This window comes from Streptomyces sp. NPDC026673 (genome assembly GCF_040638135.1).
In the GTDB taxonomy this organism is placed as follows: Bacteria; Actinomycetota; Actinomycetes; order Streptomycetales; family Streptomycetaceae; genus Actinacidiphila.
The window spans coordinates 1-12,130 of the sequence record NZ_JBEZXR010000134.1 but is presented as its reverse complement, the minus strand read 5'-3'; the positions used below and the strand labels follow the sequence as shown (position 1 = coordinate 12,130).

The 12,130-nt window shown below is 73.3% G+C and carries 12 protein-coding genes; 7 read left to right on the top strand and 5 right to left on the bottom strand.

Going from position 1 to position 12,130, the window contains the following annotated elements:
• Positions 1 to 29: 29 nt before the first annotated feature.
• Together zwf and AB0F62_RS41360 are read right to left on the bottom strand one after the other, a co-directional pair.
• Entirely contained in the window at positions 30 to 1,565 is a 1,536-nt protein-coding gene (gene zwf / locus AB0F62_RS41365; RefSeq protein WP_361811619.1) for a glucose-6-phosphate dehydrogenase, read from the bottom strand.
• A gap of 53 nt (positions 1,566 to 1,618) precedes the next feature.
• Positions 1,619 to 2,032 (bottom strand): ankyrin repeat domain-containing protein, encoded by a 414-nt coding sequence (locus AB0F62_RS41360; protein WP_361811616.1) that lies wholly within the window; start codon positions 2,030 to 2,032, stop codon positions 1,619 to 1,621.
• A gap of 358 nt (positions 2,033 to 2,390) precedes the next feature.
• Between AB0F62_RS41360 and AB0F62_RS41355 the strand changes: the two genes are divergently transcribed.
• Both AB0F62_RS41355 and AB0F62_RS41350 read left to right on the top strand, forming a co-directional pair.
• Positions 2,391 to 2,585: a hypothetical protein gene (locus AB0F62_RS41355; protein WP_018534760.1), complete on the top strand. Its 195-nt coding sequence runs from the start codon at positions 2,391 to 2,393 to the stop codon at positions 2,583 to 2,585.
• A gap of 107 nt (positions 2,586 to 2,692) precedes the next feature.
• Positions 2,693 to 4,315: a hypothetical protein gene (locus AB0F62_RS41350; RefSeq protein WP_361811613.1), complete on the top strand. Its 1,623-nt coding sequence runs from the start codon at positions 2,693 to 2,695 to the stop codon at positions 4,313 to 4,315.
• A gap of 22 nt (positions 4,316 to 4,337) precedes the next feature.
• Here AB0F62_RS41350 and AB0F62_RS41345 read toward each other — a convergent pair whose 3' ends face one another.
• A complete protein-coding gene (locus AB0F62_RS41345) occupies positions 4,338 to 4,838 on the bottom strand; it encodes a metallophosphoesterase (RefSeq protein WP_361811610.1) in 501 nt (166 codons plus the stop codon).
• Positions 4,839 to 4,994: 156 nt separating this feature from the next.
• Here AB0F62_RS41345 and AB0F62_RS41340 point away from each other — a divergent pair, with 156 nt between their 5' ends.
• A complete protein-coding gene (locus tag AB0F62_RS41340; protein ID WP_361811607.1) occupies positions 4,995 to 5,441 on the top strand; it encodes an ATP-binding protein in 447 nt (148 codons plus the stop codon).
• Here the strand turns inward: AB0F62_RS41340 and AB0F62_RS41335 are convergent.
• On the bottom strand, positions 5,402 to 6,073 hold the full coding sequence (locus AB0F62_RS41335) for a response regulator transcription factor (RefSeq protein ID WP_361811604.1): 672 nt from the start codon (positions 6,071 to 6,073) through the stop codon (positions 5,402 to 5,404). The two genes, AB0F62_RS41340 and AB0F62_RS41335, sit on opposite strands and share 40 nt — an antisense overlap.
• Complete coding sequence (locus AB0F62_RS41330; RefSeq protein WP_361811601.1) at positions 6,042 to 7,325, bottom strand: sensor histidine kinase; 1,284 nt, start codon at positions 7,323 to 7,325, stop codon at positions 6,042 to 6,044. Before AB0F62_RS41330 ends, AB0F62_RS41335 begins: the two co-directional genes overlap by 32 nt.
• 283 nt (positions 7,326 to 7,608) lie before the next feature.
• On the opposite strand from AB0F62_RS41330, the gene AB0F62_RS41325 reads away from it, so the two are divergent.
• The 4 genes from AB0F62_RS41325 to AB0F62_RS41310 all read left to right on the top strand — a co-directional run bounded on the left by AB0F62_RS41325 (position 7,609) and on the right by AB0F62_RS41310 (position 11,405).
• On the top strand, positions 7,609 to 9,777 hold the full coding sequence (locus AB0F62_RS41325; RefSeq protein ID WP_361811597.1) for an MMPL family transporter: 2,169 nt from the start codon (positions 7,609 to 7,611) through the stop codon (positions 9,775 to 9,777).
• 94 nt (positions 9,778 to 9,871) lie between these two features.
• Complete coding sequence (locus AB0F62_RS41320) at positions 9,872 to 10,261, top strand: STAS domain-containing protein (RefSeq protein WP_361811595.1); 390 nt, start codon at positions 9,872 to 9,874, stop codon at positions 10,259 to 10,261.
• A 161-nt stretch (positions 10,262 to 10,422) separates the two neighbouring features.
• Positions 10,423 to 10,779 (top strand): hypothetical protein, encoded by a 357-nt coding sequence (locus AB0F62_RS41315; RefSeq protein WP_361811592.1) that lies wholly within the window; start codon positions 10,423 to 10,425, stop codon positions 10,777 to 10,779.
• The gene (locus AB0F62_RS41310; RefSeq protein ID WP_361811589.1) at positions 10,764 to 11,405 is read left to right on the top strand and encodes a histidine phosphatase family protein; all 642 of its coding nucleotides are present in this window, start codon (positions 10,764 to 10,766) and stop codon (positions 11,403 to 11,405) included. Before AB0F62_RS41315 ends, AB0F62_RS41310 begins: the two co-directional genes overlap by 16 nt.
• Positions 11,406 to 12,130: the final 725 nt, after the last annotated feature.

The following is a 12,130-nucleotide window of genomic DNA, read 5'->3' as shown; positions in this document are numbered from 1 at the left end:
GCTTGAGGTGGTATCGGTCAGATCGATGTTCATGGCCGGCGCCAGCTCCTGCCGTCTCGTGCGAGCATCTCGTCCGCCGCCTTCGGACCCCAGGTACCGGCGGTGTACTGCTCGGGCCTGCCGTGCCGGTCCCAGTACTCCTCGATCGGGTCGAGGATGCGCCAGGACTCCTCCACCTCCTGCGGTCGCGGGAAGAGGTTGGCGTCGCCGAGCAGCACGTCCAGGATGAGGCGTTCGTAGGCCTCCGGTATGGACTCGGTGAAGGACTCGCCGTAGGCGAAGTCCATCGTCACGTCCCGGATCTCCATCGACGTCCCGGGCACCTTCGACCCGAAGCGCACGGTGACGCCCTCGTCCGGCTGGACACGGATGACCAGGGCGTTCTCCCCCAGCTCCTGGGTGTCGCTGTGGCTGAAGGGCAGATGGGGCGCGCGCTGGAAGACGACCGCGATCTCGGTGACACGGCGGCCCAGCCGCTTGCCGGCCCGGAGGTAGAAGGGGACGCCCGCCCAGCGGCGGTTGTCGATACCCAGCTTGATCGCGGCATAGGTGTCGGTCTTGGACCTGGCCTCGATGCCGTCCTCCTCCAGGTAGCCGAGCACCTCCTCGCCGCCCTGCCAGCCGTGCGCGTACTGGCCGCGCACGGTGTGCCTGCCCAGGTCGTCGGGGAGCCGTACGGCCTGGAGGACCTTGAACTTCTCCTGGACGAGGGACTTGGCGTCAAAGCCCGCGGGCTCCTCCATCGCGGTCAGCGCGAGGAGTTGGAGGAGGTGGTTCTGGATGACGTCGCGCGCGGCGCCGATCCCGTCGTAGTAACCCGCGCGCCCGCCGATACCGATGTCCTCGGCCATCGTGATCTGCACGTGGTCGACATAGGAGCGGTTCCACAGCGGCTCGAACATCGTGTTGGCGAAGCGCAGCGCCAGGATGTTCTGGACCGTCTCCTTGCCCAGGTAGTGGTCGATCCGGAACACCTCGCCGGGCGGGAAGACCTGGTGGACCACCCGGTTGAGCTCCTGCGCGCTGGCCAGGTCGTGGCCGAAGGGCTTCTCGATGACGGCCCGGCGCCACGAGCCCTTCGGAGGGTCGGACAGCCCGTGCTTCTTCAGCTGCTGGACCACGGTCGGGAAGAACTTGGGCGGCACCGAGAGGTAGAAGGCGAAGTTGCCGCTGGTGCCGCGGGCCTTGTCGAGTTCCTCGACCGTGCCGCGCAGCTTGTCGAAGGCGTCGTCGTCGCCGAAGTCGCCGGGGACGAACCGCATTCCGGAGGCCAGCTCCTGCCAGACCTCCTCGCGGAAGGGGGTGCGCGCGTGCTCCTTGACCGCGTCGTGCACGACCTGCGCGAAGTCCTCGTCCGCCCAGTCGCGGCGGGCGAAACCGACGAGCGAGAAGCCCGGCGGCAGCAGCCCGCGGTTGGCCAGGTCGTACACGGCGGGCATCAGCTTCTTGCGGGACAGGTCACCCGTCACACCGAAGATCACCAGGCCGGAAGGCCCCGCGATGCGCGGCAGCCGCCGGTCGGATGGATCGCGCAGCGGATTGATCCAGCTGTCGGTTTCCGTCATGGGTCCACTTCTCTTCATCGTGCTTGCTGCGGTGGTCGTGGCGCGCCGGGTGGTCATGCGGCGCCAAAGAGTTCCAGTAGTGCTTCCTTGCCGAACATGCGCGCGGTGTCGATGGCCGAGGGGGTGCCCGCGGCGGGGTCGGCGCCGCCGTCGAGGAGGGCGCGGACCACCTCGTCCTCTCCCTTGAAGACGGCGCCCGCGAGGGGCGTCTGGCCTCGGTCGTTGGCGCGGTCGGGGTCCGCGCCGCGCCGCAGCAGGGCGGTGACGGTCCCGGCGTGGCCGTGGTAGGCGGCGAGCATCACCAGGGTGTCGCCCTTGTCGTTGGTGAGGTCGGCGGGCACCCCGGCGTCCACATAGGCCGCCAGCGTCTCGGTGCCTCCGCGGCGGGCCAGGTCGAAGAGCTCGGCGGCGAGTCGCAGGACGTCGGGGTCCTGGGCCGGGTCGGGCTGCGGGGTCGGCTCGCTCATCGTTCCTCACTCGGACTGACTGGTTGCCGTGTGCGGGCGGAACCGCTTGTGATCCACCCTATGCGGCCTCAACCGCCGCGGCCCGCCCTGCCGCGGGCTCACGGACGGCTCGGAAAGCCATGGCCAAACCTTATCGATTTTGATCACTCGAACGGGCGACTTCATTGCTCCGTCGGCGGGGCCTGCCACATGACACGCCGGACGACCGGCGAGGATCGCGCCCGGAGAAACAGTTCAGCAGAGCCAGTCGGGTGAACTTATCGACAAATCACCCATTTGCCTCTTTTCAGAACATATTACTATCTGTAATTCTGGAACAACTCATGGTGACAGTCCCCATCACACAGGAGTAACCCCCATGATCCTGTCCATCTCAGGCGTCGTCCTGCTCGGCATCATCGTCTTCCTCTTCTTCCGCAAGGACGGACTCAAGGCGTCCCACGCGCTCGTCTGCGCCCTCTTCGGCTTCTACCTCGCGGGCACCGCCATCGCCCCGAGCATCAAGGCCGGCGGGGCGAGCCTGGCGAGCCTCCTGGGCGGGATCAAGTTCTAGCCCGGCCGTTCCGCACGGCCGCCCCACCGGGCCCGGCGCCGCTCCGCACCGGGCCCTTCCCGTCCCGTTCCGTCGTACCGTCCCGCAACGATCCTCTGGAGCTCCCCGTGGTCCGGCGCCCCCTCTCCACCCTCCTGAGCAGCCGCCCCTCGCTCGTCCGCGGCCGTGAGCTCGTGCGGAGCGCCGCCGACAGCGTCACGGACGTCCTCCACCCGCTGTTCGTGATCCTGCGAGGGCTGCGCCGCCAGGCGGTGTGGGCGCGCGAGTGGTGGGGCAGGACGCCCAAGGACCGGCGCGGACCGGCCCTGATGGCCACCGTGGGCGGAGGCTTCCTCGTGCTGGTCCTGCTGCCGTACGGCGCGTATCTGATGTTCGCCGCGCTGATGGGCTGCGCGGGCTGGATGGGACGGGACCGCACACCCGCCCCGACCGGACCGAGCGGCGCCGAGAACGACCGGCTCACCGCGCTGTACGAGGCGCTGGTGCCGTATCTGTCCGACCCCAACGACCCCAGCCCGATCTACGCGCACGACGGCAGCTGGGAGAACGCCTTTGCGGACCACGAGTTCGAGGACGGGCGGCTCGCCCGGCTGAACCTGAAGTACCCCGCCTACTTCACCGACGGCGAGGCCGCGGCCAGGAACCGCGTGGAGCAGGTGCTGCACGCCAAGGTGGGACGCGGCCGGGAGTACCGCTTCGAGTGGAACGAGGAGGAGAACCACCTCACCCTCACGGCCCTGCCCCCGCTGCCCACCGGCATCGCCGCCCAGCGTTTCGTGACCTCCCCCGGCGAGACCGTGCTCGGCTTCACCGACCCCGGGGCGGTGCAGCGCACCGTTCCGGTCGAGGACGGCGAGGAGGTCAGGGACGCGCCCCCGGTCGTGTGGCGCACCGGCCCGCGCTCCACCGAGCCGCACCTGCTCGCGCTCGGCCAGCCCGGCACGGGCACGACCACGCTGCTGCGCTCCATCGCCCTCCAGGCCCTGCCGGAGGGCGACGTGCTGGTCGTCGACGGGAGCGGGACCGGGGAGTACGCGTGCCTGACCGGGCGGCCGGGCGTCATGGCCGTCGAGAGCGGGCTCGCGGGCACGCTGGCCACCCTGGAGTGGGCGGCGCACGAGACCGAGCGGCGGCTGATCGCCGTGAACCGCTCCCGGCAGTCGGGGCGGGCCGCGCCCGAGGACGTCCGGCGCCCCCTGTGGATCCTCGTCGACCGGCCCACGGTGCTCAGCCAGCTCGCGCACGCCGAGAACCGGCCCGACCCGCAGGAGCTGCTGGACATCCCGCTGCGGCACGGCAGGGCCGCCGGGGTGACCGTCGCGGTCGCCGACCATCTCGACGGCGCCGAGGCGCTCTCCCACGTGGTCATCGCCCACACCAGGGCCCGGGTGCTGCTCGGCGCGGTCACCGCCGAGCAGACCCAGGCGGTGCTGGGCGCGCCGCAGTGCTCGACCTCGGCCGCGGAGGTGCCGCCGGGCCGCGGCTATGTGCGGCTGGGGTCCGCGCCGGTGCTCCGCGTGCAGGTGCCGGCGACCCCGGACCCCTTCGACGAGGACGCCAGCGACGCGCACCGCCGGGCGGTGCTGGCGCTGCTGCCGCCCGCGGACGTCACCCCGGCCGGGGAGCCGAGGGAGCGGGAGACGCGGACCGCCGACGCGCCCGGGGCGATCAGGGTCTCCGAGCCCTCGGGCGCGGGACGGCCGGCCGGCGACCCGGCGCTCGAGCACTGAGCGCGGTCCGCCGCCGCGCCCGTCAGCGGCGCGGCAGTTCGTGGAGGCGCACCTCGCCGAGCGCGCCGCCGGACGCCTCGACCGTGAGGTAGGTGCAGTACGGTCGGCGTCTGCGGTCCGTCGGCGAACCGGGATTGAGCAGCCGCAGCCCGCCCGGCGCCGTGCTGTCCCACGGGATGTGGCTGTGCCCGAAGACCAGGACGTCCAGTTCGGGGAAGCGCTCCTCGCAGCGGCGTTCGCGTCCCTGGGCGGGGCCGCTGTCGTGGATCACGCCGAAGCGCAGCCCGCCCAGCTCCGCCCGGGCGACCTCGGGCAGCCGCGCCCGCAGTTCGGGGCCGTCGTTGTTGCCGTACACGCCGATCACCCGGCGGGCCCGCGCCTGGAGCAGGTCGAGGGTGGCGGCGTCGACCCAGTCGCCGGCGTGGATGACGGCGTCGGCCTCGGGAATCCGGTCCAGTAGTTCGGCCGGAAGCGCCTTGGCACGTTTGGGCAGGTGTGTATCGGACATCACAAGAAGACGCACACGTCCACGCTATCCGCGCGGGGGGACGGGAGCGGCGCCGGAGACGACGGCCGTCCGGACGGCCGGCATCCCGGCGTGCCGTGCGGCACGGCGTGGCCGGTGGGGCGATCCCGCGGTCGCCGGGACCGCGGGCCTCATCGATGAAGGGCACACGTCATGTGCGGTGACACCGCCCCCACCCGATCGGCGGAACTGGTGCAGCCGGCGGAGCCGGCGTACGTGGGCGCCGCGCGGCACTTCACGTCGGAACTGCTGGGGTTGTGGGGTCTGACCGCCGACGACCGCATCGCCGCCGAGCTGATCGTCGACGAGCTCGCGGCGAACGCCGCCCGCCACGGCCGGGCGCAGATGTCGGTCCGGCTGACCATGCGCGACCAGGGCCTGGTCATCACCGTGACCGACAGCGGCGAGGCCCCGCACCACGACGGCGGCGGCCCCGACAGCACACCGGCGGACGAGCACGGCCGCGGTCTGGAGATCGTGCGCCGGCTGGCCGGCTCCACGTCCATCCACGACGACGAGCGCGGCCGCCGTGTGGTGACCACGCGGCACCTCGCCCCGCTTCAGCGGCCCGTCGCGGGGGTCACCAGCCCCGCGTCGTAGGCGAGGATGACCGCCTGGACGCGGTCGCGCAGGCCGAACTTCTCCAGTATGTGGGCCACATGGGTCTTCACGGTGGCCTCGCTGACCACGAGGTCGGCGGCGATCTCGGCGTTCGACAGCCCGCGGGTCAGCGCGCGCAGCACGTCCAGCTCGCGGCCGGTCAGCCGTTCGAGGGTGGGCGGTGTGGTCTCCCCGGTGCCGTCGTCGAGCCGGGCGAAGCGGTCCAGGAGACGGCGGGTGACGCGCGGGGCGATCACGGCCTCACCCGCGGCGACGACGCGGATGGCGTCGATGAGGGAGGCGGCGGGGCCGTCCTTGACGAGGAAGCCGCCGGCGCCGGCGCGCAGCGCGTCGACGACGTGCTCGTCCAGGTCGAACGTCGTGAGGATGATGACCTTGGCGGACAGCCCGGAATCCACGATCGCCCGGGTCGCCTCGACGCCGTCCATCCTCGGCATGCGGATGTCCATCAGGATGACGTCGGGCTGCAGCGCCCGGGCGTCCTCGACGGCCGCGGCCCCGTCGCCCGACTCGCCGACGACGACCAGGTCCGGCTCGGCCTCCAGGATGAACCGGAACCCGGTACGGATCATCGGCTGGTCATCGACGAGCAGTACGCGTATCGCGCCCATGGCGCACCGTTCCTTCCTCGGCTTCGCCGCCGTCCTCCGGCGGCGGGACGGGTACGACGGCGCGGACGACGAATCCGCCGCCGGGACGGGGGCCCGTCTCGAGCCGCCCGCCGACGGCCGAGACGCGCTCGCGCATGCCGACCAGGCCGTGGCCGCCGCCGGCCGGCGGCGCGGCCACGAGGTCGGCGTCCGCTCCGCGCCCCTCGTCGCTGACGGTGACCACGAGTTCCGCCGGCCGCCAGTCCAGGGTGAGTCCGGCACGGGTGCGGCCCGCGTGCTTGAGCGCGTTGGTCAGTGCCTCCTGCACGACGCGGTAGACGGTGAGCTCGGTGCCGGCGGGCAGCGGGCGCGGGCTGCCCAGGGTGGTGGACCGCACCTGCAGTCCCGCGTCGCCGACGGCCGCGAGCAGTCCGGGGATCTCGTCGATGTGCGGCTGCGGCGGCCGCCGCGCGGGCTCCTCGTCGTCGTCGGTGCGCAGGACGTCCAGCAGCCTGCGCAGTTCGACCACGGTGGCCCTGCCGGTCTGTTCGACGCCCGCGTGCAGCTCCCGCGCCTTGACCGGGTCGCGGTCCAGCACACGGTCGGCGGCGATGGTCTGCACCACCATCAGGCTGACGTTGTGGGCGACGATGTCGTGCAGCTCGCGGGCGATCCGGGCGCGCTCCTGGGCCACGGCGGCCCGCGCGTTGGCGGTCTTCTCCCGCTCCGCGGCGGCGGCGCGCTCCACGATGTCGGCCGCGATCGCGCGCCGCGCCCGGGCGAGCTCGCCCAGCGCCCACGCCGCGACCAGCAGGACGTTCATCGTGACCACGGCCGAGAGCCGGTAACCGGGGTCGAGTTCGAACTCGGCGAGGCTGGTCGCCAGGACGATCCCGGCGGGCAGCGCGAACGAGCACGACCGGCAGATGCGCAGCGCGGTCAGGAAGACCGTGACGGCGACGGCCAGGTAGACGGGGCCGATCGACACGCCGTGCGCCCCGACCGGCTGCGGGATGTACTCCATCCCCTGCAGCGCGGCGGCGGCCAGGGAGACGACGACCAGCACCGGCACCGGCCACCGGCGGTGCACGATCAGCGGCAGCCCGGTGAGCAGCGCGAGCGCGTACCCGAGCGGGGCCCGGTCCGGCCCGCCCGGGAGCGTCACGGTGTTGACCACCGTCGACAGGGATCCCAGGGCGAGCAGCGCGGCGAGCACCGTGTCGATCACGACGCTCGGCACCCGCCGCCTGGCGATCGTGTCGAAGAAGGTCATGAACCCACGGTAGACCGGGCCGGCCGGAGCCACCTCGGCCACGATCACGAGTTTCCGCGGCCGGGGTCATCCGTGCTGCCGTCATCCTTCCGGAGGAGGCCCGCGGCGCCCGGGCGGGCCCGCTCTCGCCCTCCCGGCCGAGGCACGCGGCACGCTCCCCCGCCCTGATGAGCGAGGAGTTCCGCATCGCGGCCGACGGTCGCGCCCGGGGACGGCCGAAGGCTGGACGGCAGTGGTTCCCGCAGCGAGCGGGAGCCGTACCAGCCCCGCGAAGGGAACTTCCGTGTTCGACCGTCTCGGCGGTGCCGTCACCCGGCGGCCCGTCCTCGTCATCCTCGTCTGGGCGGCGGTGCTCCTGGCCCTGACCGGCGTGGGCGTCGGCTACGCCGGCGCCCGGCACTGGAACGACACCGACACACGTCAGAGCAGCGGCCTGCCCGCCGAGTACGAGTCGGCCCGCGCCCAGCGCATCGCCGACCGGGCCTTCGGCGTGCCCGACGACCGGGGCACGGCCACCCTCGTCCTGAGCCGGGTCGACCACCGCCCGCTGACCCGCGCGGACGTGGCGAGCGCCGAGCGGCTGGTGGAGCGGGTCGACCGGAAGGCCGAGCAGCGCACGCGTCCCGCCGCCGTACACGTCTCCACCGGGCCCGGACAGCTGTCGCCCGACCGGAAGGTCCTGCTGGCCCAGGCGGTGTTCGACAAGCCGTCGGACGACCGGCGGGCCCAGACCGCGGCGACCGGCCTGGACAAGGACCTCACCGAGGCGACCGAGGGCACGCGCCTGCGCGGCCACCTGACGGGAGAGACCGCGGCGATGGCCGACGACGCCCGGATGAGCGCCGTCGTCATGTACGCCATGATCGCCGTGGTGTTCGTGCTGCTGATCGCGCTCTTCAGGAGCCTGCTGATCGCGGTCCTCAGCCTCGTGACGATCACCTTGGTCGGCTTCGGCGTGACCGGGCTGCTCACCATCGGCGCGCACCTGGCGGGCGTGCAGATCGGCAAGACCGCGACCGAACTGCTGCCGGTGGTGCTCTTCGGCGTGGGCACCGACTACATCGTCTTCCTGCTCTACCGCTACCGCGAGCGGCTGCGCACGGGGCAGGACCATCGCACCGCGATGGCCGCGGGCGTGGGCCGGGTGGGCGAGGCGGTCGTGTCCTCGGCGCTGGCCGTCGCGGTCTCGTTCGTGGCGCTGCTCGCCTCGCAGATGCCGGACTTCCGGGTGCTGGGCCCGGCGCTGGGCGTGTCCGTCCTGGTGATGCTCCTCGCCTCGCTCACGCTGGTCCCCGCGCTGTTCACGGTGCTCGGCGGGCGTCTGTCGCGCCGGCCGTCCTGGCGCCGTGCCCCGGCCCTGCGCGTGACGGGGCCGGTGGCCGGGCTCGTGGCGCGGCGCCCGGCGGCGGTGGCCGGTGCCGCGACGCTGCTGCTGGCGGCGCTCGCCTCGTTCGCCTTCGGCTACAAGGCCGACTACGACATGTCGCCGTACCAGAAGGGCAGTCACGCCGCCCAGGGCTACGCCGAACTGAAGTCGGCGTTCCCCGAGGGCGTGCTCACCCCGACACAGGTGATGGTCACCGCCGAGAAGGGCACCCTCTCCCGCGCGCGGCTCGCGCCGTACGCGTCCCGGCTGGAACGCCTGCCGGACGTGGGCGAGGCGCGGGTCGTACGGATTTCGGACGACGCGAAGGTGGCGCAGATCGACATGGCGCTCACCATCAACCCGACCGGCACCCAGGCGCTGCGCGCGCACGACGACGTGCTCGTCCCCAAGGCCCGCGCGCTGGCCCCGCCCGGCACCTCGGTCGCGCTCGGCGGCCTCACCGCCGCGTACGCCGACACCGGCAGGGTCGTCGGCCACGACCTGCGGCTGATCATCCCCATCGCGGCCGTGGCGATCGGTGTGATCCTGCTGCTGACGCTGCGGGCGGTGCTCGCCCCGCTGTACCTGATGGCGGCGGTCGGCCTCGGCTTCGCGGCCACGCTCGGCTCGGCGGTGCTGCTCTTCCAGCACATCCAGCACAAGCCGGGGGTGACGTTCACCGTGCCACTGATCGTCTATCTCTTCGTGGCGTCGATCGGCACCGACTACAACATCCTGATGATCGCCCGGCTGCGCGAGGAGCTGGTGCGCGGGGCCACCCCGCGGGAGGCGGCACGCTACGCGGTCGTCCACGCCGGCCCCTCGGTCGCCGCCGCCGGCGTCATCCTCGCCGCGAGCTTCGGCGTCCTGGGCTTCAGCAGCTCCACCGCGTCCGTGGGACTGCCGGTGGCGATGGGCGTCGTCCTGGCCACCTTCGTCACGTCGTGGCTCCTGATACCGGCCCTCACCGCCCTCGTGGGGCACCGGGCCTTCTGGCCCTCGCGCACCGGGGCGCGCCGTTCCCGGGGTGGAGAGCACCGGCGTCTCATCCCCGCGGATTACGCCGGGATTCGCCCTGGCGACTGATGGTTCACGGCCGTTCGCGCCGCAATCTGTAGAAAGTCCGTCGGTGTGCGACGGCGACCCGCGATCGAGCGGCAAACCCTCCGAAAGGCCCCCCATGACCACCGTGCCGAGTACGTTCCCGACGCGATCCCCGAAGGACGTGCCGCCGCTCCTGCGGGTGCACGGGCACGGGGAGTTGGGGATCGCCGTGCGGCGCGGCGCCGGCCATGCGCTGGTCACGCTCTGCGGCGAGCTCGACCTGGCCGGCGCGCCCCGGGTCCGCGCGGTCCTGCGGGACTGCGCGGGCCGGGGCGAGGACATCACCGTCGACCTGCGGAACCTGAGGTTCCTGGACTGCTCGGGGCTGCGGCCGCTCGTCGAGGCCGCGGACCTCGGCGTCCGCCGGGGCCGGCGGTTCACCATCGGAGCGGCCTCGGTCCCGGTGCGCCGGGTACTCGAACTGACCCGGCTCACCCGGCTGCTGGACGCGAGTCCGGCGGCCTGACCGCGGCGCGCGGGTCCCGTGGACCGCGGGGGCGCGGGGCGGGGGACGGGCAAGCCGCGCGCAATCCCCGTGCAAGGACGTGACGGACCGTGGGAATCGGGCGGTACCGACCGGAATCCGGCGGTACCGCCCCGCGCCGTAGACCATCCCGAGGAGATCCCATGGGCCGCACCGAACCGCGCCGCTTGCGCCGCGCCCGCCGCGGGCTGCCGAAACTCGCGCTCCGGCTGCTGCCGGCGGTGGCCGTGGTCCTCGTGGCCCTGGTCTGCGTCGCCGTGGTCCCCGGGACGGGTGCGACGGCGCCGGGGGCGCGGACGGCGCCGACGGCGGGTGCCGGCCGGCTGACCGGTCCGCTCGTCGTCGGCGTCCTCTTCGTGGCCTTCGGCACCGTCAAACTCGGCGTCCTGCGTACGGCGGCGGCCCCTTCGCGGCGGTACGCCGCGAAGGGGCGCAGGAGGACCGGGCGGAGTGCGCCCGGGCAGGACGAGCGAGAGGAAGCCCCATGGCCGGCCGGCTGATCCTGGTGCGCCACGGCGAGACCGACTGGAACCGCGGGCGGCGCTACTACGACGGGCCGCAGGATCCCCCGCTCAACGCCACCGGCGACCACGAGGCGGGCCTGCTGCGCCCCCACCTCGGCGGGCGCCGCTACGCGAAGGTCCTGTGCAGCCCTGCCGCACGCGCCCGCAGGACCGCCCGGCTGGCCGGTCTGCGGCCGGAGATCGACCCCGAGCTGGTCGAGTGGAGCTACCGCATGAGCCCCGCCGAGGGGCAGGCGCCGCATGCCGCCGACGAAGGCTGCGAAGTGCTCCCGTGCGGGCACGACCTGTGGAACCACGCGCTGCGTTCCGCGGAGTGCGGTGGCGAGTGCCTGCGCGAGGTGACGGACCGGGCGGACCGGGTCCTCTCACGGCTCGCGCCGCATGTCGCGGCCGGCGGCGACGTCGTCCTCGTCTCGCACGGCAACCTCATCCGGCTCATCGCCACCCGCTGGCTGGGCCTGCCGCCGGACGCCGCTCCGCGGCTGACCCTCTCGACGGGCTCCATCAGCCACCTCGGCGACTGGAACGGCAGGCGCGCCCTGCTGTCGTGGAACTTCGCGCCCGCGGCCTTCGCCGCGCCGGCCACCGCCGCCACCACCTGAGGCCGCCCGGGACGGCCAAGCCGCCGGGGCCGTGGGCCCGTTCGACTGACGGCTGCACGGGACGGGTTGGCAGGCAAGGCGACGCCAAGCCCACGGAACACACACGCCCACGGCCCCGCCGAGAGCCCGAAGCCATCAAGCCGCCCGAACCACAGGCCCACTCGCCCCACGACTCCACCAGGACGGGGGCACACACCAGGCAACCCCAAGCCCCCGAAACACACACGCCGACGGCCCCGCGGAGAACCCGAAGCCGACAAGCCGCCCGAACCACAAGCCCACTCGCCCCACAGCTCCACCAGGACGGGGGCACACACCAGGCGACCCCAAGCCCACGGAACACACACGCCGACGGCCCCGCCCAGAGCCCGAAGCCATCAAGCCGCCCGAACCACAAGCCCACTCGCCCCACAGCTCCACCAGGACGGGGGCACGCACCAGGCGACGCCAAGCCCACGGAACACACACGCCGACGGCCCCGCCCAGAGCCCGAAGCCGACAAGCCGCCCGAACCACAGGCCCACTCGGCCCACAGCTCCACCGGGACGGGTTGGCACGCACCAGGCGACCTCGACCCCCGTCTCGGTGACTCCCAAGGCTGACGCGACGCGTCCCGCGCGACCCAGGGCGCGACGGCCGCCCCGACGGCCGGAGGCCACGAGCACCACGGCGAGGACGAGTCGGCGGCACCCGAGCAGACTCCCGCCACCGGCGTGGTCGCCCCC

Excerpts from the sequence above, each read along its gene's own strand:
- AB0F62_RS41320 (WP_361811595.1), top strand. The coding sequence starts at position 9,872 with ATGACCACCGTGCCGAGTACGTTCCCGACGCGATCCCCGAAGGACGTG.
- AB0F62_RS41335 (WP_361811604.1), bottom strand. The coding sequence starts at position 6,073 with ATGGGCGCGATACGCGTACTGCTCGTCGATGACCAGCCGATGATCCGT.
- AB0F62_RS41315 (WP_361811592.1), top strand. The coding sequence starts at position 10,423 with ATGGGCCGCACCGAACCGCGCCGCTTGCGCCGCGCCCGCCGCGGGCTG.
- zwf (WP_361811619.1), bottom strand. The coding sequence starts at position 1,565 with ATGACGGAAACCGACAGCTGGATCAATCCGCTGCGCGATCCATCCGAC.
- AB0F62_RS41310 (WP_361811589.1), top strand. The coding sequence starts at position 10,764 with ATGGCCGGCCGGCTGATCCTGGTGCGCCACGGCGAGACCGACTGGAAC.
- AB0F62_RS41340 (WP_361811607.1), top strand. The coding sequence starts at position 4,995 with ATGTGCGGTGACACCGCCCCCACCCGATCGGCGGAACTGGTGCAGCCG.
- AB0F62_RS41360 (WP_361811616.1), bottom strand. The coding sequence starts at position 2,032 with ATGAGCGAGCCGACCCCGCAGCCCGACCCGGCCCAGGACCCCGACGTC.
- AB0F62_RS41330 (WP_361811601.1), bottom strand. The coding sequence starts at position 7,325 with ATGACCTTCTTCGACACGATCGCCAGGCGGCGGGTGCCGAGCGTCGTG.
- AB0F62_RS41355 (WP_018534760.1), top strand. The coding sequence starts at position 2,391 with ATGATCCTGTCCATCTCAGGCGTCGTCCTGCTCGGCATCATCGTCTTC.